At 73.3% G+C, this 18920-nt stretch carries 19 protein-coding genes; 10 read left to right on the top strand and 9 right to left on the bottom strand.

Annotated elements, in window-relative coordinates; all coding sequences use genetic code 11:
* The first annotated feature begins 29 nt into the window (after positions 1–29).
* Genes RB608_RS01210 through RB608_RS01185 form a run of 6 tightly spaced genes read left to right on the top strand, consistent with a single transcriptional unit; the run spans position 30 to position 5011 of the window.
* Positions 30–974 (top strand): sugar ABC transporter substrate-binding protein, encoded by a 945-nt coding sequence (locus RB608_RS01210; RefSeq protein WP_308085951.1) that lies wholly within the window; start codon positions 30–32, stop codon positions 972–974.
* A 10-nt stretch (positions 975–984) separates the two neighbouring features.
* On the top strand, positions 985–1800 hold the full coding sequence (locus RB608_RS01205) for an IclR family transcriptional regulator (RefSeq protein ID WP_308085950.1): 816 nt from the start codon (positions 985–987) through the stop codon (positions 1798–1800).
* Positions 1797–2567 (top strand): dienelactone hydrolase family protein, encoded by a 771-nt coding sequence (locus RB608_RS01200; RefSeq protein ID WP_308085949.1) that lies wholly within the window; start codon positions 1797–1799, stop codon positions 2565–2567. The genes RB608_RS01205 and RB608_RS01200 overlap by 4 nt, the downstream gene beginning before the upstream one ends.
* On the top strand, positions 2564–3418 hold the full coding sequence (locus tag RB608_RS01195; protein WP_308085948.1) for an alpha/beta fold hydrolase: 855 nt from the start codon (positions 2564–2566) through the stop codon (positions 3416–3418). The genes RB608_RS01200 and RB608_RS01195 overlap by 4 nt, the downstream gene beginning before the upstream one ends.
* Before the next feature lie 5 nt (positions 3419–3423).
* Positions 3424–4302 carry an alpha/beta hydrolase gene (locus tag RB608_RS01190; protein WP_308085947.1) on the top strand — a complete coding sequence of 293 codons (879 nt, stop codon included), beginning with the start codon at positions 3424–3426 and terminating at the stop codon, positions 4300–4302.
* Positions 4292–5011: a class II aldolase/adducin family protein gene (locus RB608_RS01185; protein ID WP_308085946.1), complete on the top strand. Its 720-nt coding sequence runs from the start codon at positions 4292–4294 to the stop codon at positions 5009–5011. The genes RB608_RS01190 and RB608_RS01185 overlap by 11 nt, the downstream gene beginning before the upstream one ends.
* Positions 5012–5058: 47 nt before the next feature.
* Here the strand turns inward: RB608_RS01185 and RB608_RS01180 are convergent, their stop codons facing one another.
* The 6 genes from RB608_RS01180 to RB608_RS01155 all read right to left on the bottom strand — a co-directional run bounded on the left by RB608_RS01180 (position 5059) and on the right by RB608_RS01155 (position 10268).
* Positions 5059–6039, bottom strand: coding sequence for a DUF808 domain-containing protein (locus RB608_RS01180; RefSeq protein WP_308085945.1), 981 nt, complete (start codon positions 6037–6039; stop codon positions 5059–5061).
* A 60-nt stretch (positions 6040–6099) separates the two neighbouring features.
* Positions 6100–7179 (bottom strand): acyltransferase family protein, encoded by a 1080-nt coding sequence (locus tag RB608_RS01175; RefSeq protein ID WP_308085944.1) that lies wholly within the window; start codon positions 7177–7179, stop codon positions 6100–6102.
* A 73-nt stretch (positions 7180–7252) separates the two neighbouring features.
* The gene (locus RB608_RS01170) at positions 7253–8278 is read right to left on the bottom strand and encodes an SIS domain-containing protein (protein ID WP_308085943.1); all 1026 of its coding nucleotides are present in this window, start codon (positions 8276–8278) and stop codon (positions 7253–7255) included.
* 23 nt (positions 8279–8301) lie between these two features.
* A complete protein-coding gene (locus tag RB608_RS01165) occupies positions 8302–8478 on the bottom strand; it encodes a Trm112 family protein (protein ID WP_392390963.1) in 177 nt (58 codons plus the stop codon).
* A gap of 14 nt (positions 8479–8492) precedes the next feature.
* A complete protein-coding gene (locus RB608_RS01160) occupies positions 8493–9875 on the bottom strand; it encodes a phosphomannomutase/phosphoglucomutase (protein WP_308085941.1) in 1383 nt (460 codons plus the stop codon).
* Between the two features lie 21 nt (positions 9876–9896).
* Positions 9897–10268 carry a DUF3499 domain-containing protein gene (locus RB608_RS01155; protein WP_308086243.1) on the bottom strand — a complete coding sequence of 124 codons (372 nt, stop codon included), beginning with the start codon at positions 10266–10268 and terminating at the stop codon, positions 9897–9899.
* A gap of 56 nt (positions 10269–10324) precedes the next feature.
* On the opposite strand from RB608_RS01155, the gene RB608_RS01150 reads away from it, so the two are divergent.
* Entirely contained in the window at positions 10325–10777 is a 453-nt protein-coding gene (locus RB608_RS01150) for a metallopeptidase family protein (RefSeq protein ID WP_308085940.1), read from the top strand.
* A gap of 83 nt (positions 10778–10860) precedes the next feature.
* Here RB608_RS01150 and RB608_RS01145 read toward each other — a convergent pair whose 3' ends face one another.
* The 3 genes from RB608_RS01145 to RB608_RS01135 form a co-directional block, all read right to left on the bottom strand.
* Positions 10861–12276, bottom strand: a complete 1416-nt coding sequence (locus RB608_RS01145) for a DUF5719 family protein (protein ID WP_308085939.1) — start codon at positions 12274–12276, stop codon at positions 10861–10863.
* Entirely contained in the window at positions 12269–15127 is a 2859-nt protein-coding gene (locus RB608_RS01140) for a glycosyltransferase family 2 protein (RefSeq protein WP_308085938.1), read from the bottom strand. Before RB608_RS01140 ends, RB608_RS01145 begins: the two co-directional genes overlap by 8 nt.
* A gap of 109 nt (positions 15128–15236) precedes the next feature.
* Positions 15237–15491, bottom strand: coding sequence for a WhiB family transcriptional regulator (locus tag RB608_RS01135; RefSeq protein WP_308085937.1), 255 nt, complete (start codon positions 15489–15491; stop codon positions 15237–15239).
* 282 nt (positions 15492–15773) lie between these two features.
* Between RB608_RS01135 and cofD the strand changes: the two genes are divergently transcribed.
* From cofD to RB608_RS01120, 3 genes are all read left to right on the top strand, one after another.
* Positions 15774–16778: a 2-phospho-L-lactate transferase gene (cofD, locus tag RB608_RS01130; RefSeq protein ID WP_308085936.1), complete on the top strand. Its 1005-nt coding sequence runs from the start codon at positions 15774–15776 to the stop codon at positions 16776–16778.
* Positions 16775–17746 carry a coenzyme F420-0:L-glutamate ligase gene (cofE, locus tag RB608_RS01125; RefSeq protein WP_308085935.1) on the top strand — a complete coding sequence of 324 codons (972 nt, stop codon included), beginning with the start codon at positions 16775–16777 and terminating at the stop codon, positions 17744–17746. Before cofD ends, cofE begins: the two co-directional genes overlap by 4 nt.
* A 68-nt stretch (positions 17747–17814) precedes the next feature.
* Positions 17815–18576, top strand: coding sequence for a DUF3105 domain-containing protein (locus RB608_RS01120; RefSeq protein WP_308085934.1), 762 nt, complete (start codon positions 17815–17817; stop codon positions 18574–18576).
* Positions 18577–18920: the final 344 nt, after the last annotated feature.

Genomic DNA, 18920 nt, shown 5'->3' with positions numbered 1-18920 from the left:
CCCACCCCCAGTCCGAAAGGCAACCACCCATGATGAAGTCCCGCATCCTGACCGCAGTCCTGACCGCCACCGTGGCGACGAGCACCCTGGCCGCCTGCGGCTCGGGCACCGACGAGGCCGGCGACACCGCATACACCATCGGCTTCGTGAACGCCGACAGCCTCGACTTCCACACGTGCCTGGAGGCCGGCATCGACCACGAGGCGCAGAGCGTCCCGGTGGAGATCGTGCACGCGAACTCGACGCGCGACCCGGCCAAGGAGCAGGCGAACGTCGAGGACATGATCGTGCGTCAGGTCGACGCGATCGTGCTCCAGACCGTCAACATCGACTCCCTCGAGGGCGCGATCGCGAAGGCCGTCGCCGCCGACATCCCGATCTTCCTCACCTCCGTCGGAGGGCCGGACATGGCTGGTGTGGCGGGAGCCGAGCTGTCCGACGTCAAGCACACCGGCGAGGTCGCGGCCCAGTGGCTCAACGAGGACTCCGCGGGCAAGGACGTGGACGTCGCCATCATCGCCGGCGCGCCCGGAGCCGCGTCCGACCTCTTCGTCGGCGGCTTCAAGTCCGCGCTGGGCCCCGAGGCGAAGGTCGTCTTCGAGCAGCCCGGCATGTTCCAGCGCGCGAAGGCCCAGGAGGTCGCCGAGAACCTCCTCCAGTCCCACCCCGACGTCCAGTACGTCTTCGTCCCCAACGAGGAGATGGGGTTCGGGGCGCTGACCGCGTTCGAGAACGCCGGCCGGTCCGACATCAAGATCATCACCAACGGCGGCACCGAGGAGGGGCTGGAGGCCACCAGCGAGGGCCGCTTCGCCATGCTGGTCGCGAGCTCGCCGTACGAGCTCGGGGTGAAGGCCGTGAGCACGATGGTCGACCTGCTGGAGGACCCCCGCGACGAGCCGGTCATCGGTCAGATCCCGACCACGGTCGTGACGAAGGACAATGTCGATGCCGCGCCGGCCTACTGCGGCTGAGATGGTCGCCATGAGCATCGAGAGGCCGCCGGGAAGCTCCGTACGCAGCGTGCAGTCGGTCGATCGCGCCGTCGACATCATGCTCGCCTTCAATGCGGCTCACCCGCAGCTGAGCCTGAGAGATCTCGCGGATACCGTCGGGCTGCCGGCGTCGAGCACGCACCGCATCGCCCGCACCCTGGTGGAACGCGGCTTCCTGCGCCAGGACGACTGGGGCACCTACGCCCTCGGCTCCCGACTCCTGGAGCTGGGCGGGCTGGTCTCGAACGCCAGCACCCTGAGCCGCGTCACCGCCGACGTCGTCCACACCATGGCGGAGACCACCGGCGAGACGATCCTGGTCGCGGAGGCCAACTGGATCGACAACACCGTCCTGATCACCCAGAAGGTCGACTCGACCCACGTGCTGAGCGTGGCCTCACCCGTCGGCAAGCGATCCGGCATGGGTGGGGGCTGCATCGGCAAGGCGGTCCTGGCCGGGCTGTCGAGCGAAGAGGCGGAGATCCTCGTGCCGCGCATCCACCTCGTGCGACGCACGCCCGCGAGCGTCGTCAGCACCGACCAGCTGGCCGAGCAGGTCGATCTGGCGCGGCAGCGTGGCTGGGCCTCGGAGAGTGACGAGTACATCCCCGGCGTGTCCGGCGTCGCCGTCCCCGTCACCCTCACCGCCCGTCCCATCGGCGCCGTGGCGGTCATCGTCCCCACGGCACGAGGTCACGAGAAGCGGCTGGCCGAGCTCGGCAAGTCCCTCATCAAGCTCGTCGCGACCGCGACCAAGAAGGCGATCGACGATCTCGACGCCGGAGCAGCAAGGAAGGCCCCATGAGCGTCAACCTGACCGCCCATCCCGACGGCACCCGCGCCGGCTGGGTCCACTTCCGCTCGGGGGACGATCTCATCCGGGGCTACCTCGCGGTGCCCGACGACGGCGGCATCCACCCGATCGTGATCACCGCGCACGAGAACCTGGGAGTCACGCCGCACCGCCAGGAGGTCACCCGGCGGCTCGCCGCCGAAGGCTTCGTGTCCCTGACGGTCGACCTGTTCAGCCGGCTGGGCGGCATGCCGCCGCAGAGCTACGCGACCCAGGACGAGCGCCGGTCCCTGGCGTTCCTGGCCGCGCGCGACGACCAGGCGGTGCCGGACCTCCAGGCGGGCCTCCGGTTCGCCCGGTCGCTCCCGGCGGCCGACCGCGACCGCGCGGGCGCTCTCGGCTTCTGTCTCGGTGGCGGCACGGTCCTGGCATGGGGCGCCGTGACCGACGATCTCGACGTCATCGTCTCCCTCTACGGCATCCCGATCCTGCCCGCCGAGTACTCCCCCACCGGCGATCCCCTCTCCCGGATCCCGCTGCTGGAGCGGCTGAGGGCACCCGTGCAGTTCCACTTCGGAGGCGACGACCAGGCCATCCCGGCCGAGCAGATCGATGCGCTCGAGCAGGCCCTCCCGACCGCCGCGAAGGGCGCCGAGCTCCACCGCTACGCAGGGGCGGGCCACGCTTACCACGACGACACCCACCCGAACTACGCCCCCCAGGCGGCCGACCTGACCTGGGCACGGATCGTGCAGTGTCTCCGGGAGTCGCTCGGGTGAGCCTCTGGAGCGACTACGCAGGATCCGAGGTACGGATGGTCACCTGCGGCGGCGTCCGCACCCGGATCGTCGTCACCCCGCCCCACGACGACAGTGGCGGGACACCCGTGCTCGTGCTGCACGGCCGAGGCGGGCACCTGGAGTCCTTCCACCGCAACGTGCCAGCGCTCTCGGCCCGGCGCACGGTGATCTCGGTGGACCTCCTGGGACACGGCCTGACCGAGCATGCCGGCACTCGCTACGACGTCGGCGAGATCGCCGGTCATCTGGACCAGGTGATGGCGCAGCTCGACGACGGGCGCGGTTTCGACGTCGTCGCCCAGTCGCTCGGGGCGTGGGCCGTCCTGCACCTGCTGGCCACCCGCCCGCCGGCGATACGGCGGCTGGTGCTCATCGAGCCGGCCGGCCTGCAGACCCACGCCGAACGGATGAGCGACGTGCGCGTCCGGACAGCGGCCACGGCGGGCGGCCGAGCGTTCGACGACCCGAGCATCGACAACGTGCGCCTCAGGTTCGCCCAGCTGCTCCACGACCCCACCGTGGTCGAGGAGGAGCTGATCGACCTCCGCCGCCGCCTCTACGCGCTCCCCGGCGCGGGAGCGGTCCACCTCGCCGTCCGGTCCGCGGACAACGCGGCCTACGTCGTCGAGCCCGCGTGCCTCGCCGTCGCCGGCCGCTCCATCCTGTTCCTCCACGGCGAGCACGGCCACCTGCCCGCGCCGCTGCTGACCGACATCGCCGGCCGGCTCCCCGCCGCGCGCGCCGTGACCATCCCGGCCGCCAAGCAGTGGCCGCACTACGAGCGGCCCGAGCTCGTCAACGCCCACCTCCTGCAGTACCTCGAAAGGTGATCACCATGTCCTTCTGGAACAGCGCGCTCGGCGCCGAGATCCGCTACCACCAGGCCGGCGCCTGGCGCACCCGGTCGGTCGAAGCCGGCCGGACCGGCGACCACGTCATCATGATCGGCGGCCTCACCGGGCACGCCGAGGGCTTCGTCCGCAACGTCGTCCCCCTCGCGGAGCGGGGTCTGCAGGTGCACGCCATCGACGCCATCGGGCACGGGTTCACCGACAAGCCCCTCGACGTCACCTACCACGCCCCCCTCTTCACCGAGCACCTGCTCGCCTTCATGGACGCGCTCGCGATCGAGCGGGCCCACATCGTCGGTCAGAGCCTGGGTGGCTGGATCGCCCTCCACACCGCGCGGCATCACCCCGAGCGCATCGGCAAGATCGTGTTCGCGACCGGCGCCGGCATCCTCCTCGACGACGACGCGAGCCGGCGAGAGAGCGCCGATGTCCACGCCCGGGTCCGCGACGTCACGAAGAAGGCGGTCGACACACCCACGCACGCGTCCGTGCGCACCAGGCTCGAGTGGCTCATGGCGGACCCCGCCTCCGTCACCGACGAGCTGGTCGAGGCGCGGTACCGGATCTACACCCGCCCCGACAGCCGCCTCGCCATGCCCAAGATGGTCGCCGAGCAACCCGGTGAGGAGAACCGGTCCTACCTGCTGACCGAGGCCGACCTGGTCACGATCCCCCACGAGGTGCTCGTGCTGTGGTCCGACCAGAACCCCACCACCCGGGCGGAGGTCGGCCGCCGGGCGAGCGAGCTGCTGCCGAACGGCTCCTTCGAGCTGATCACCGACGCCGGGCACTGGCCGATGTTCGAGCAGCCCGAGCAGTTCAACAAGCTGGCCGGCGAGTTCCTGGTCGGACATGGCGGCTGAGGCGGCCCCGGCGGACCCGCGCGGCGCCGTCGTCGAGGCCGGACGGATCCTCGCCGCCAACGGGCACGCGGACCTGGTCTGGGGACACGTGTCCCTGCGTGACGCGGACGGGCGCGGGCTCTGGCTCAAACGGCCGGGCCGGGGGTTCGACGAGCTCGCCGAGGACGACATCCAGCTCATCGACCTCGACGGGAACGTCGTGGAGGGCCGCGGCCCCGCGCACCTGGAGCGCTTCATCCATACCGAGGTGATGCGAGCCAGGCCGGACGTCAGCTGCGTCGTCCACACCCACCCCGAGGCGGCCACCACCCTCGCGTCGACCGGCCTCCCCCTGCAGCCCGTCGCCCACGAGGCCACCCTGTTCGTCCCGCCCGACATCGCACGCTTCGTGGAGACCGGTGACCTCATCCGCACTCCCGAGCTGGGTGCGGCCGTCGCCGCCGCCCTGGGCGACCGGAACGCGCTGCTGCTGGTCAATCATGGCGTCGTGGTGGCCGGACCGTCGATCCCCGAGGCGGTCTTCGCGGCCGTCCTGCTGGAGAAGGCGTGCCGGATGCAGCTCCTGGCACTGTCGGCGGCGGGCCGCCGGGCCCTGCACGTCTCCGACGACGCCGAGGCACTCGCCAAGAGGGCGCGCTGCTATTCCGCCGAGCAGCTGCACCACGGATGGAGCTACCTGCGCCGACGCGAGGAGCGCACCGACCACTAGGGCGCGCCTCCCAAGCCGGACCTCCCCAGGCCCGGCCTCGGCGGCGGTCAGTGCGCGGCGGGCTCGCCCTCGTCGTACCGCTCGACCGGGCCCTTGTCGCCCTTGAACGGCAGGATCCGGACGACGGCGACCACGACGGTCCCGACGACGAGACCGATGACGGCCGAGATCGCGGTGTTGGCGAGCCAGGCGAGCGCGCTGCCGAGGAACCCCTCGACGGCATGCTCGATGTCCTCCTCGATGCCGTGGACCCAGGTGTAGGGCGCGTCCCACCAGCCGACCTCGTGCACGTTGACGAGCAGGATGTGGCCGCCGACCCACAGCATGGCGACGGTGCCGACCACCGAGATCACCGCCAGCAGCCGCGGCATGGCGGCGACCAGGCCGCGGCCGACCTTCTGCGCGAACGCCGACGGGCGCTGCGACAGGAGCAGTCCGGTGTCGTCCATCTTCACGATGAGGGCGACCACGCCGTACACGACGATCGTGATCGCGATCGCGACGACGACGAGGATCGCGAGCCGGGCCCAGAAGCTCTCGTCCTCCACGGAGGCGAGGGCGATCACCATGATCTCGGCGGACAGGATCAGGTCGGTGCGGATCGCGCCGGAGATCATCTCCCGCTCCGCCTCCGGGCCGATCTCCGCGACGGGGGTGTCGTGGTCGTCGTGGCCGGAGAACAGGTGCCAGAGCTTGTGGGCGCCCTCGTAGGCGAGGAAGGTGCCGCCGACCATCAGGATGATCGGCAGCAGGTCGGGGAGGAACTCACTGAGCAGCAGCGCGACCGGCAGGATGATCAGCAGCTTGTTGCGGATCGAGCCGATCGCGATCTGCTTGACGATGGGGAGCTCGCGCTCCGCGGCGACGCCGTGGACGTACTGCGGGGTGACGGCGGTGTCGTCGACCACGACACCCGCCGCCTTGGCCGTCGCCTTGCCGGCCGCGGCCCCGACGTCGTCGATCGACGCGGCGGCCATCTTGGCGATGGCGGCGACGTCGTCGAGCAGGCCGAACAGGCCGGCGCTCACCGGCGTCCCCGGTGGGCGGGACGGATCAGGCCAGAGGGGCAGCAGGGCATGCCCGAAAGGCTACCGGCCCGCAGGCACCGACCGCGCTGCTGCGCGGTCCGCGGTCTCCTGCTCGTGGACGACTCCGGTGAGCCGCACCGCCTCCCGCATCCGGCGGTGGGCGACGTCGAACGGGTCGACCACCCGCTCGAGCACCCGGCGCACGGGCGGGGCGGCCAGCAGCAGCGCGACGCCCACGCCGATCACGACGGCGCCGAACAGACCCAGCCAGGGCCGGTCCTGGGCCCACGCGACGAAGCCGAGGTACTCCAGCTCCTTCACCGCGAAGCCGTGGAAGAGATAGACGACCAGCGTGGCGCCGCCCATCCGGCTGAACCAGCCGCCGATCCGCGACACCAGGGTCAGCCAGGCGAGCGCACCGGCGGCACCGGCCAGCAGCATGAGCAGCCGAGTCAGCACCGCCGTCGAGGTCGGGTCGTCGAGCAGCGCGTACGGACGGTAGTAGAGGTAGGGCCGGCTCGACCACGCCTCGAACGAGCTCGCCAGCAGGCCGAGGACGGCGAAGGTGGCGACGCCGAGCAGCGCCGGGAACCGGCCGCGCAGCCATTCCAGCGCCTCGGGCGTCGTCTTCAGCCCCAGCACGAAGAAGGGCAGGAAGCCGAGGACCCGCGGCGCGTCCAGCCAGCGGGTCCAGTCACCCGCGAGGAAGCCGCCGGCGACGGAGATCCCGACGGCCACGAGAACGCCTCCCCACAGAGGCCGCAGGAGGGGGGTGACCAGGCGCCACGCGACCATGGCGAGCAGGTACCAGAGCGGGAAGTGCGGATCGAGCCACAGGTCCCACAACCGCTCGCCGCCCACATTGACCCGGAACCAGGCGAGCGCGCCCTCGAAGAGGAGGTACGGGACCAGCAGCGTCGTGACCAGCTGCCACAGCCGGGTGGGGCTGTAGCGGAAGCCACGGGAGAGGTAGCCGGAGAGGAAGACGAAGGCCGGCATGTGCCACAGGTAGACGAAGTCGTAGACCCGCCCGCCCGGCCCGTCGGCGGGCAGCAGCGCCAGCAGGTGCCCGACCACGACGAGCGTGACCAGGCCCATCTTCGCGTTGTCGAGCCACGGGTCCCGAGAAGGTGAGGACATCACTCCTTGGTACCCGAACCGCCTGTGCCGAGACCAAGTGTCAGACAACCCGATCCTGAGAACCCGTCTCGGGTCAGTCGGCGACGAGCCCCAGGCGGAGGAACTCCGCGGCATAGGTGCCGCTGAGCAGCAGTGAGGCGTAGCGGGCGACCTCGCCGGTCGCCTCGGAGGCGACGTGCTCGATCCGGACGTCCTGGCTGCGGGCCGCGGCCTCGAGCCGGTGGCGCTGGTCGCGGACCACCGGGTCGTCGACGCCGTCGTCGAGCATGACCAGCACCGGGCGGCGATCGCCGGTCCCGTCGGCGACCGGGTCGGCGAAGACGTTGCGGGGGCGCGCCGCCTCCAGCACCGGGAGGAGGTGCTCGGCATCCCCGGCGAGGGCGGTGCGCCCTGACGTACGCCGGATCGACTCCGCGATCCGCCGCGCGGCCCGCGCGGCCAGGACCGACCCGCCCCAGACCAGCGGGGCGGCATCGGCGAGCGAGATGGCGAGCATCTTCGCGGGGTTGATGGAGATGTCGCGATGCGGCGAGCATCCGATCGCGACCGTGTCCAGGGCCTCCGCCACGGCGTCGGGCTCGGTGGTCGGGCCGAGGTTGACCTGGTCGAGGAAGGACAGCATCGCGACGGCGGTGGCGAGCTGGTCTCCGGTGCTGGTCGGCAACAGCGTGGTCCAGCGACCGGTGGCGTGCTCGGCGACGACCGAGTCGGGTGGCGCGGCGACCACGAGCTGACAGCCGCGGCGCGCGGCCTCGGCGACGGCCAGGGCGGTGCCGGGGTCGCCGCCCTCGGGCGCGAGCACGACGACCAGGTCGAGACTCCCGGCCCAGCCCGGCAGGGCCGGCGACGGCCAGGCCACGAAGGGCACCGGGCAGAACGGCTCGAGCACGGCCCGCAGCAGCCGGGAGTCCGGGCCGGCCGCGATCACCGCGCGGGGGCGGGACTCGATCGAGCGGGAGACCGCCTCGGCGATCGCGTCGGCGCAGCCACCGACCTCGCGGCGTACCCGCGCACCGGCCTCGGCCAGGGTCCGCAGCCGGAGGTCGGCGGCGGCGAGCGCCGTCTCGTCGTCCAGCCGGGACTCGTCGAACCAGACCATCGGACCGCTCCTTCGTCCCGCCCTCAGGCGGGCTTGCGAGCCTCGTCGACCAGCAGGACCGGGATCCCGTCGCGGACGGGGTAGGCGAGTCCGCACCCCTGGCACACCAGCTCCACGCCGTCGTCGGCGCCCGCGGGCGTCACCGCGAGCTCGCCCTTGCAGGCGGGGCAGACGATGATCGCGAGCAACTCCGGCGCGATGTCGCCCACCGCGCTCACCTGCCGCTCCGGATCGTCGCGAGAACCTCGTCGCGTACTCGGACCATGGTGGTCTCGTCCTTCCCCTCGGTGTTGAGCCGCAGCAGCGGCTCGGTGTTGGAGGCACGCACGTTGAACGCCCAGTCGGCATGGCCGACGCTGAGCCCGTCGAGCTTGTCGACGGTGACGCCGTCCTGTCCGCCGTACGTCGCCTCCAGCTCGGCGAGCACGGCGGCCTGGTCGGCGACGGTGCTGTTGATCTCACCGCTGAGCGGGTAGCGGGCGTAGGCCGCGAGCAGCTCGGAGAGCGGACGGTCCGACTCGGCGAGCGCAGCGAGCGCGTGCAGCGCGGCGAGCATGCCGGAGTCGGCACGCCAGAAGTCGCGGAAGTAGAAGTGGCCGCTGTGCTCGCCGCCGAAGACGGCGTCGGTCTCGGCCATCGTGGCCTTGATGTAGGAGTGCCCGACCCGGGTCCGGACCGGCGTGCCGCCGAGCTCGGTGACGATCTCGGGGACGGCACGCGAGGTGATCAGGTTGTGGATCACCGTGGCGCCGGGCTCCTTGGCGAGCTCACGCGCCGCGATCAGCGCGGTGAGGGTGGACGGCGACACCAGCTCGCCGCGCTCGTCGACGAGGAAGCAGCGGTCGGCGTCGCCATCGAAGGCCAGTCCGATGTCGGCCCGCTCGGAGATGACCGCCTTCTGCAGGTCGACCAGGTTGGCGGGCTCGATCGGGTTCGCCTCGTGGTGGGGGAACGTGCCGTCGAGCTCGAAGTACATCGGCACCATCTCGACCTGTCCGGCGAGACGGCCGAAGACGGCTGGGGCGGTATGGCCGGCCATGCCGTTGCCGGCGTCGACGACCACCTTCAGCCGCCGGCCCGCGACGGGGGCCAACGCGATCAGGTGGGCGGCGTAGGCCTGCAGCACGTCGTGGGAGCTGATCGAGCCGGTCCGGCCCGCCGCAGCGGCGCTCGCCGCTCCGGCGGCGACCCGGTCGCGGATCTCGGCGAGGCCGCTCTCCATGCCGACCGGCTGCGCCAACGCCCGGCACATCTTGATGCCGTTGTACTGCGCCGGGTTGTGGCTGGCGGTGAACATCGCGCCCGGCAGGTCGAGATGCCCGGAGGCGAAGTAGAGCTGGTCGGTGGAGGCCAGCCCGATCATCGTGACGTCGGCGCCCGCCGAGGTCGCGCCGTCGGCGAAGGCGCCCGCGAGCGCCGGGGAGCTGGGGCGCATGTCGTAGCCGATCACCATCGCGTCGACGCCGAGCACCTCGACGTACGCCGCGCCGGTGGCACGGGCCAGCTCCTCGTCGAGCTGCTCGCCGACGATGCCGCGCACGTCGTAGGCCTTGAAGACCTTGCTCAGGTTGTCAGGGGACGTCGTGCCGCTCGCCATGACCGCGACACTAGCGGAGAGTCAGTCGGTCGTGATCATGCGGAGGTGCCCCTTGCGGGCCACCTCCCGGCCGGGCTCCTGCGGCTGCTCGACCGGCTCGCGGCGCACCGGCCGGGCCGCCTCGCGGACCGCGTCGGCGAGGGCGAGCAGGTCGTCGCCGCTAGGGCCCTGCTGCTGGGTGCCGAGCGCCAGCCGGACGACCTCCCAGCCACGAGGGGCGGAGAGACGCTCGCTGTGCACGTCGCACAGGTCGTAGGCGTGCGGCTCGGCATAGGTCGCCAACGGGCCGAGCACGGCGGTCGAGTCGGCGTAGACATAGGTCAGCGTGGCGACGGCACGGCGGGCACACGCCGTGCGCGAACAGGTCCGCAGGCTCTGCGGGGCCGGGCTCACACTCACGGCGCAGACGCTACCGCCCTCCCGGGCGATCGGTGGCTAGGCTCGCTGGCATGGAGCACGACGAGCTGGCTCCCCGCCGGCTGCGCGACCGGCGCGGGCGAGGCATGCGGGGGCCTGCGGTGCTGCCCTCGGCGGCGCCGGGCCACCGGCCACCCCGCCCGCGCAGCCGGCGCGAGACCTTCGACCGGATCATGATCGACGTCGTGACCGCCATCGATGCCCGCTGGTCCGATCACCTCGGCCTCGTCGAGTACGCCGTCGAGGACGCTCCGCAGCTGCCCGACGACTGGGACTCCGGGCGGGTGCCCCTGTCGTCGCTGGTGCGTGGCTCGGGGAGCACGCCGACGCGGCTCGTCGTCTTCCGCCGTCCCCTGGAGCACCGCGCCGCCGATCGCACCGACCTGGAGGCGATCGTGCTCACCATCGTGGTGGAGCAGGTCGCCGAGCTGCTGGGCATCGACCCGGCCCAGGTCGACCCGCGCTATCTCGCGGACGACGACTGAGCGCCACACCGGATCGGAGCGGCACGAAGGCCGGGTTCCGGGGCTGAACCCTGCCCGGGCCACCGGAGCCGCCCGGGGAGCTCCTACTCCGGTGCCACCGCCGGGATCCGGGCGTGCGTCTCGGCGGGCCGCAGGCGCAGCGTCGCCAGGCCCGGCTGGTCGCCCTTGACCGGCAGCGTCACGACACCCGCGACCCGGGTGTTGCGCGGCTCGACCGCGACGAGAACGGCCTCGGGCGGCAGCGCGAGCGGGGCCGCGCGGTCCGGAGCGACCTCGACCTGGTCCTCGCGCAGCACGCTCCCGTCGGCGGCGTACGACGTCACCTGCACCACGCCGTTGCGGGTCGCGTGGCCGAGCAGCAGGGTCTTCTCCCCCTGCGGCAGCACCGCCGCCGTCGGCTCCTCCACGGCGATGGCCGGCGCGAGCAGGGCCAGGTCCTTGCGGTGCACCAGCCGGGCCGAGGCGACCAGCGGGTCGGCGGACTCGACGAGTACCCCGAGCACGCCGGCGGCGTTCTCGCCCGTGAGGAGCGGGCGGAGGTCCACCTCGCGCAGCGCCCGCGGCGGCACGGACACCTCGGGCGCGCCGGTCGGGGTGAACGTCGCGTCGGCGGTCACCAGCCGCAGCTCGGCGCGGACCTCGTCGTCGCCGGGGTTGGCCACGACGAGGGTCGTGTTGCGGGTCCCGTCGAGGCCCAGGATCAGGTTCTCGGTGTCGGGTGCGGCCTGCGTCGGCAGGAAGTCCATGGTCGCGCGGCCCCGGCCGAGCTGGTCACGGGTGTTGCGTGCGGTGACCGTGACCCGGCCGCGGGTGACGGTCACGTGGGCGGCCGTCGTGCCGCGTCGGGGCGCCACGGTCGCGAGGTCGATCCGCTGCACGCCGTGCGCCGGGACCTGGATGCCGCGCAGGGCGGGCTCCTCGGCCGGGCCCTCCTCGTCGACGAGCGCGACGTCCACGACGGCCTCGCCGTCGTCGGGGTTCACCAGCTCCAGGGTGGTGGCGTAGCGAGCGGTCGCGCCGAGTCCGACCAGCCACTCGTCGTACGCCGGAGGACGGCACTCGGGCAGCGCCAGCGCGTCGTCGCGTCCGGCGGCGATGCCGGGCGCGGCGACGCCCTGGCCGTCGAGGACGATCGGGCCGGCGCTGTCGGGCACGACGGCGGTGGCGCCCGCCGCGACCATCACCGGCGTCGCGGCCACGGCCTCGGGGCCGTCCGGCGATGCGGCCAGCACGGCGAGCTCGCCGCCCGCGGCGCCGGGGGTGCGGCCGACGCGCGCGGCGCTCGCCGGGCCGGCGCCCCCGGGGCACACGACGGTCGCCGACGTGAGCTCGGCCGTGGTCGGGGGACGCACACCGGCGTGCGGCGTCGGCTCGTCGCCGATGGCGCCCAGGGCGACGGCGACGACGGCGGGCAGCACCAGCGCGAGGGCGACGAGGATGTCGACCCTCCGGCGGCGCGCGACGGCAGCGCGGCGGCCTGCGGGCTTCGGGTCACTCATCGCGGTTCCTTCGCAGGGGCGGGAGGGCGAGCACGACCAGCACCGGGATCGCGGCGGCCTGGATCAGCAGCAGCAGCCAACGCACCCAGGCCCGCTCGCCGGGCAGCGGGCCCGGCTCGGGACTGACCTGCCAGGCGCGGGTACCGCGCTCCGAGCTGGCCTGGACCAGGCCGGAGGTGGCGTCCAGTCTCGCGGAGACGGCGCCGTCGGCCGGCGCGGCCTGGACGACGTAGCGGATGCCGAGCCGGGAGAGCCGGGCGACCGCGTCCGGGTCGGGCGAGGTCACCAGCGAGCGGATGGTCGCGGTGATGCCGCGGTCCTCGGCCGTCAGCGCGGCGATCTCGTCCTCGCCGACGGTCGGGCCGTCGCCGCGGTGGACGTCGTACCGCAGCCCGGCGTCCATGCCGCCGCGGAGCACGAGCACGCCGTTCTGCTCGGCCTGCTCGGCGCGCTGGGCCATGTAGACGGGTACGTCGGACTCCGGCGGGTCACGCAGCTCCTCCGCGCCCCAGCCCGCGAACCACACGAGCCCGACGAGCGGGGCGACCAAGCCGGCGACGCCGGCGAGGGCCAGGCCGGCCTGGGCGGGCTTGGGCTGGTCGCCGAGATGGTGGAGGGAGAGCCCGCCCAGCAGGATCGCGGTGACCCAGGCGCCCTGGAGCACCAGCAGCACGGCGCCGAGGCCGGGCTGCTGGCCCACCGGGCCGGTGATGTCGACCGTCGTGACCGCGAGGGGCACGGCGAGCACGGCCGCCACCGCGGCGACCAGCCAGCACACGACCACGGGGATCCGGGTCGCGCGCGGCACCAGTGCCAGCAGGGCCAGCACCGGCAGCGCCACGCCGACGGGAGCCGGCGCGCCGAGTCCGCCCAGCCGCCCGGCGAGCAGGTCCCAGCCGGAGGTCGCCGCGGTCGGCCAGCGGCCGACGTCGAGGACGGTGCCGGCGAACCCGCCCTCCAGAAGCAGGGGCAGCCACCACGGCAGCAGGACGAGCAGCGGCACGGCCAGCGCTGCCACCGGTGGTCCCCACACGGAGCGGTCCCGGACCTCGCCCGGGACGAGGCGGACGGCACAGCCGAGCAGCACCGCGACGAGCACGGCCACGAGCAGCCACGCGGGCGGCGCGACGGCCGTGAGGAGCGCGAGCGCCAGACCGGTGCGCCAGGCCGCGCGCCAGCGGTGCGCGGCGTCGGGATCGGCGAAGCCGAGGGCGGCGTGCGCCATCCACGGCAGCACCGCGGCGGCGACGACCACGCCCCAGCGGCCACCGCCCCAGGCGCCGGAGACGAGCGGTACCAGCGCCCAGGTCACCGAGCCCCACAGGAGCAGCCACCGCGGGGCGCCGTACGGCGTGACGAGGCGGCCGACGACGCGCAGGAACCGCCACGCCCCCCACAGGCCCAGCGGTGCGGCGAGCGCCATCAGGAGCGACATGAGGAGCGAGGGTCCGACCGGGAGGCCGAGCACCGCCAGTGCCAGGACGTACGGCGGGGCCGGGATGTCGCTGCCGAAGCCGACCGGGTGGTGGCCCTCCAGGTGCAGCCCCCACCAGTCGCCGACGCTCCCGGGTGTGGGCGAGAGCGCTCCCCCGGCGATGCCGCCGACCACGTCCCGGACGCCGATGAGCAGGGCCACGACCGTGATCGCGGTCGCCACCGCGACCGGGTTGGTGAGGAAGCGCACCACGATGCCGGTGTCGGCGAACTCCTCGTCCTCGTCGCGATGGCGGGCCGGCGGCGGACCGGCTGCCGCGTCACGCTCGGCGGCCGCGACCCGGCGCCGGTCGGCGACATCCGCGGCCTGGTTGGTCGCGGCGGCGACGAGGTCGCCGACGAGGTCGAGGCCGTGCCGGTAGGGCACCCACCAGGGCGCGAGGAGGCGGCGTACCCGGGACCGGTCGGCGCCACCGGCCGCCGCGGCACGGCGCGCCCGGCGGGCGGAGCGGATCGCCCCGGGGTGGCGCAGCACCGCGAGCAGGGCGGCCAGCTCGTCGAGTGCCTCGCCGACGGCCCGGGCGCAGAGCAGTCCGAGCACCCGCAGCAGGGAGCCGAGCGTGAGCCGCAGCACCTGCAGCGGCAGGGTGGCGCCGCGGGCGTTCGCGAGCAGCGTGAAGAGCGCGGCGCGGCGCTCCTGGAAGTGGGTGTGGCGCCCGGTCAGCGGCGTCCGGCGGACTCCGCGATGGGCCGCCTCGGCGTGGAAGACGACGGCGGCGGGGACCACGATCGTGGTCCGCCCTGCCGCGGCCGCGCGCCAGCCGAGGTCGATGTCGTTGCCGAAGATCGGCAGGGCGGCGTCGAAGCCGCCGAGCTCCTCGAGCACCTCGCGGCGCACGAGCATCCCGGCGGAGTTGACCGCCAGCACCTCGCGGACCTCGTCGTGCTGGCCCTGGTCGTACTCGCCGCGCTCCAGGCCGGTCTCGCGGCGGCCGGTGCCACTGATCGTGACGCCGAGCTCGAGCAGGCGGCGCAACGAGGGCCACTCGCGCAGCTTGGGGCCGAGGATGTCGGCCTCGGGACGCTCACGGGCGGCCGCCAGCAACGCGGCCAGGGCGTCGGGGGCGGGGTTCGCGTCGTCGTGGAGGATCCACAGCCACTCGGGGGCTGCGCCGGTCGCGGCCAGCGCGCGGACGGCCTCCGCGACGGCGTCGGGGAACCCGGTGTCGCGGGGCAGGCTGCGCTGCTCGAGAGGCAGCCGGCCGGCGAGGCCGGAGCGGACCAGGTCCGCGCTGCCGTCCGAGCTGCCGGTGTCGACGGCCACGACCCGCGTGGGGGGCGCGGTCTGCGCGAGCAGGCCGTCGAGCACCGCCGGCAGCCAGGAGCTGCCGTCGTGGCTGACCAGGAGGACAGCCACCTCGGATTGTTGCGACACGAGGTCAGACCCTACGACCGACGGCCCGAAGGGGGCGAACCGTCAGTGCCGGCGGGAGACGCGCGACGCGATCAGCTGGGTGCGGCTGGGCTCAAACGGCCTTCTTCTTCAGCTTGCGACGCTCGCGTTCCGACATGCCGCCCCAGATGCCGAAGCGCTCGTCGTTGCCCAGCGCGGCCTCGAGACACTCGGCGCGCACCTCGCAGGTCTGGCAGACCTTCTTGGCTTCGCGCGTCGATCCTCCCTTCTCAGGGAAGAACGCCTCGGGGTCCGTCTGCGCGCACAACGCACGCTCCTGCCACCCCAGCTCGTCGGACTCTGCCTCGACCAGGAACAGTTCCCTCACGATATCGCCCCTTACGACTCGACCCGGTGCCCCGAACGACACCACTGGAATTACATACGTGTCATACCCAAACAGTCAAGGTCGAATCTGCTATAGGCAGCCCCGTGCACGCCGCCCTTTCCGGGCACGGCACAGTTGACCCCCGTGGAATCGACACCTGACGCGACAGCCGCGGGACCCATCGGCAGACCGCTGCGCCAACTGAAACCTGGCGAGCGTGTCTCCGGCGACGCGAAAGCCGAGCAAGTTCCCGGAGGTCGCCTGCCGCGACGCTGCCGCCGTTTGACCGTCCTCTCGGGCGGCATGGGCGGAGCCCGGTTCCTGCAAGGCCTGCTCCACGGCATCGCCAGCGGAACCCTACCCGGTGTGGCCGCGGACGCCCACGTGACGGTCATCGCCAACAACGCCGACGACTGGTGGATCCACGGCCTCAAGGTCTGTCCCGACCTCGACACCGTGATGTACACCCTGGGCGACGGGATCGACCCCGAGCGGGGCTGGGGACGCCGCGCGGAGACGTGGAGCGCGAAGGAGGAGCTGGCCGCGTACGGCGTGGAGCCCACCTGGTTCGGCCTCGGCGACCGCGACATCGCCACCCACCTGGTGCGGACCCAGATGCTCGACGCGGGCTACCCCCTCTCCCAGGTCACCCAGGCCCTGTGCCGGCGCTGGCTCACCCCCGCGTACGGCGACGCGCTGACCCTGCTCCCGATGACCGACGACCGGGTCGAGACCCACGTCGCGGTCGCCGACCCCGACTCCCCCAGCGGCCGCCGGGTCGTCCACTTCCAGGAGTACTGGGTGCGACTGCGCGCCGAGGTGCCCGCCGAGCAGGTCGTCTTCGTCGGGATGGACGAGACGACTCCCGCCCCCGGCGTGGTCGACGCGATCACGGGCGCCGACCTGGTGGTGCTGCCGCCGTCCAATCCCGTCGTCTCGGTCGGCACCATCCTCGGCGTCCCCGGCATCCGCGAGGCCGTGCGCGGGAGCGACGCGCGGGTCGTCGGCCTCTCCCCCATCGTCGGCGACACCCACGTGCGCGGCATGGCCGAGCAGATGCTCACCTCGATCGGCGTCGAGGTGAGCGCGGCCGGGGTCGGGCTCAACTACGGCGCGCGGTCCGCGGGCGGCGTACTCGACGGCTGGCTGGTCGACGAGCGCGACGCCGCCCAGGTCGCCCGTCTCGAGGCGGCCGGCATCGCCGCGGCCGCCGTGCCGCTGATGATGACCGACCACGACGCCACCGCCGCGATGGCCGCCGCCGCGATCGAGCTGGTGTGCCGATGACCGCCCGGCCGGACCAGCTCAGCGTCATCGCGCCCACCGGTGTCCCCGAGATCCGGCCCGGCGACGACCTCGCCGCGGCGCTGCTCGGCGCCCTCGGCTCGGACGACCTCGTCGACGGCGACGTCCTCGTCGTCACCAGCAAGGTCGTCAGCAAGGCCGAGGGACGGGTCGAGGACGGCGACCGCGAGGCCTGGATCGACGCCGAGACCGACCGGCTCGTCGCCCGGCGCGGCCCCACCCGTATCGTGCGCAACCGGCTCGGCCTGACCATGGCCGCCGCGGGCGTCGACGCCTCCAACGTCGAGCAGGGCTCGGTGGTGCTGCTGCCGCTGGATCCGGACGCGTCCGCGCGCGCTCTGCGCGCCGCCGTCGCCGAGCGGCGCGGCGTCAACATCGGGGTCGTCGTCACCGACACCGCCGGCCGCACCTGGCGCGAGGGCCAGACCGACATCGCCATCGGCGCCGCCGGTCTGACCGTCCTCGAGTCCTTCACCGGCCGGGTCGACGCCCACGGCAACGAGCTCGCGGTCACCGCACCCGCCGTCGCCGACGAGATCGCCTCGGCGGTCGAGCTCGCCCAGGGAAAGCTCGGCGCCCGGCCCTGCGCGGTCCTGCGCGGCCGGGCCGACCTGGTCCTCGCGCCCGGCGACGACGGGCCGGGGGCACGCGCCCTGATCCGCGCCGACGGCGCCGACCTCTTCGGGTACGGCGCCCGGGAGGCCGTCGTCCAGGCCGTCGCCGCCCGGCCGGAGGGACGGGCCGCGTTCGGCAGTCCCGTCGACGCGGCCGAGCTCGTCGCGGCGCTGGGCCGCGCGGGGATCCCGGCACGGGCGGCCACCGCGGTCGACGTACGGACCTCGACGGAGCGGCGCGCCGCGGCCGACATCGTCGCCTTCGCCCACGGCTGGGACCGGGTCGAGACGAGCGATCTCGACACCGACCTGCGGTTTCGACCGGTGACTCCGTAGACTTCCCGCGTTCGCCGCACGGGGCGCGCTCACGCCTGCCCCCTCACGACCAAGACGAGGTACCCGCAGTGGCCAAGTCCAGCAAGTCCGAGAAGTCGGAGCGCCGCCAAGTCATCGACGACATCCGGCGGAAGCAGAAGCGCGCCGACAAGCGCCAGGGCATGGCCATCGTGGGCGTGTGCGTCGTGGTCGCCCTGGTGATCATCGGGGCAGCGCTCTACCCGAAGGTCCGCGACATGGTCAACGACCAGAAGTGGAAGGGCAAGAGCGTCGCCGAGATCGGTGCCGCGGCCAGCGTCTGCGGCGACATCACCGAGAAGGAGGCGACCGGCAGCGGCGAGCACGTCCCCGAGGGACAGCAGGTGGACTACACCGACGGTCCCGTCGCCTTCGGCGCGCACTGGAACGTCGCCGGCATCGCCCCGGCGCCCATCGGCGACCGCTTCTACACCGAGGGCTCGCGCCCCGAGCTCGAGCAGCTGGTCCACAACCTCGAGCACGGCTACACGATCCTGTGGTACGACACCACCGTCGCCGACGACTCCGAGCAGGTCGCGGCCATGCGCGCCATCGCCAAGATCATGGATGCCAACGACACCAACCAGCGGCTGAAGTTCAAGGTCGCGCCCTGGACCAAGGCCGACGTCAAGGAGACGGGCAAGGCCTTCCCCAAGGGCGAGCCGATCGCCTTCACCCACTGGCGGGTCGACCGCGACACCGAGAAGCAGTACGGCGCCTGGCAGTACTGCTCCGAGGTCAGCGGCGCGGCACTCACGTCCTTCATGGACAAGTACCCGTTCACCGACGCGCCGGAGCCCTACGCGTACTGAGTTGATGGCGCGAGCGCGTCGTCGCTTCGCTCCGCCGCGCTGCCGCGCGCGCGGTTGGCTTCCGTAGCCGGTTGAGCCCGTCTGGCGGCCACACGCCGGCTCGCGGAAAGCTCGGTTCCTCCGCTGCGGTCGCTCCTTCGTCGCTCCCTGCGCTCCGTCGCCTTCGCTTCCCGCGACGACCGGCCCCATGGCACGGGACCGCGCTCGTCGAACGCCGCGAGGCTACGGCGCGAAACGCCGGGCGAGGAGGCGTAGGGAGCGAGGGACGAGCGACCGGAGCCGACGAGATCGGTGCTTTGCGCCGTGCCGGAGGCTGGCCGCCAGGCGGAGGCGGGACCTACGCA

The sequence above is a fragment of the Nocardioides sp. LHD-245 genome (genome assembly GCF_030929495.1).
GTDB lineage: Bacteria > Actinomycetota > Actinomycetes > Propionibacteriales > Nocardioidaceae > Nocardioides.
This window is presented reverse-complemented; position numbering and strand designations above follow the sequence as displayed.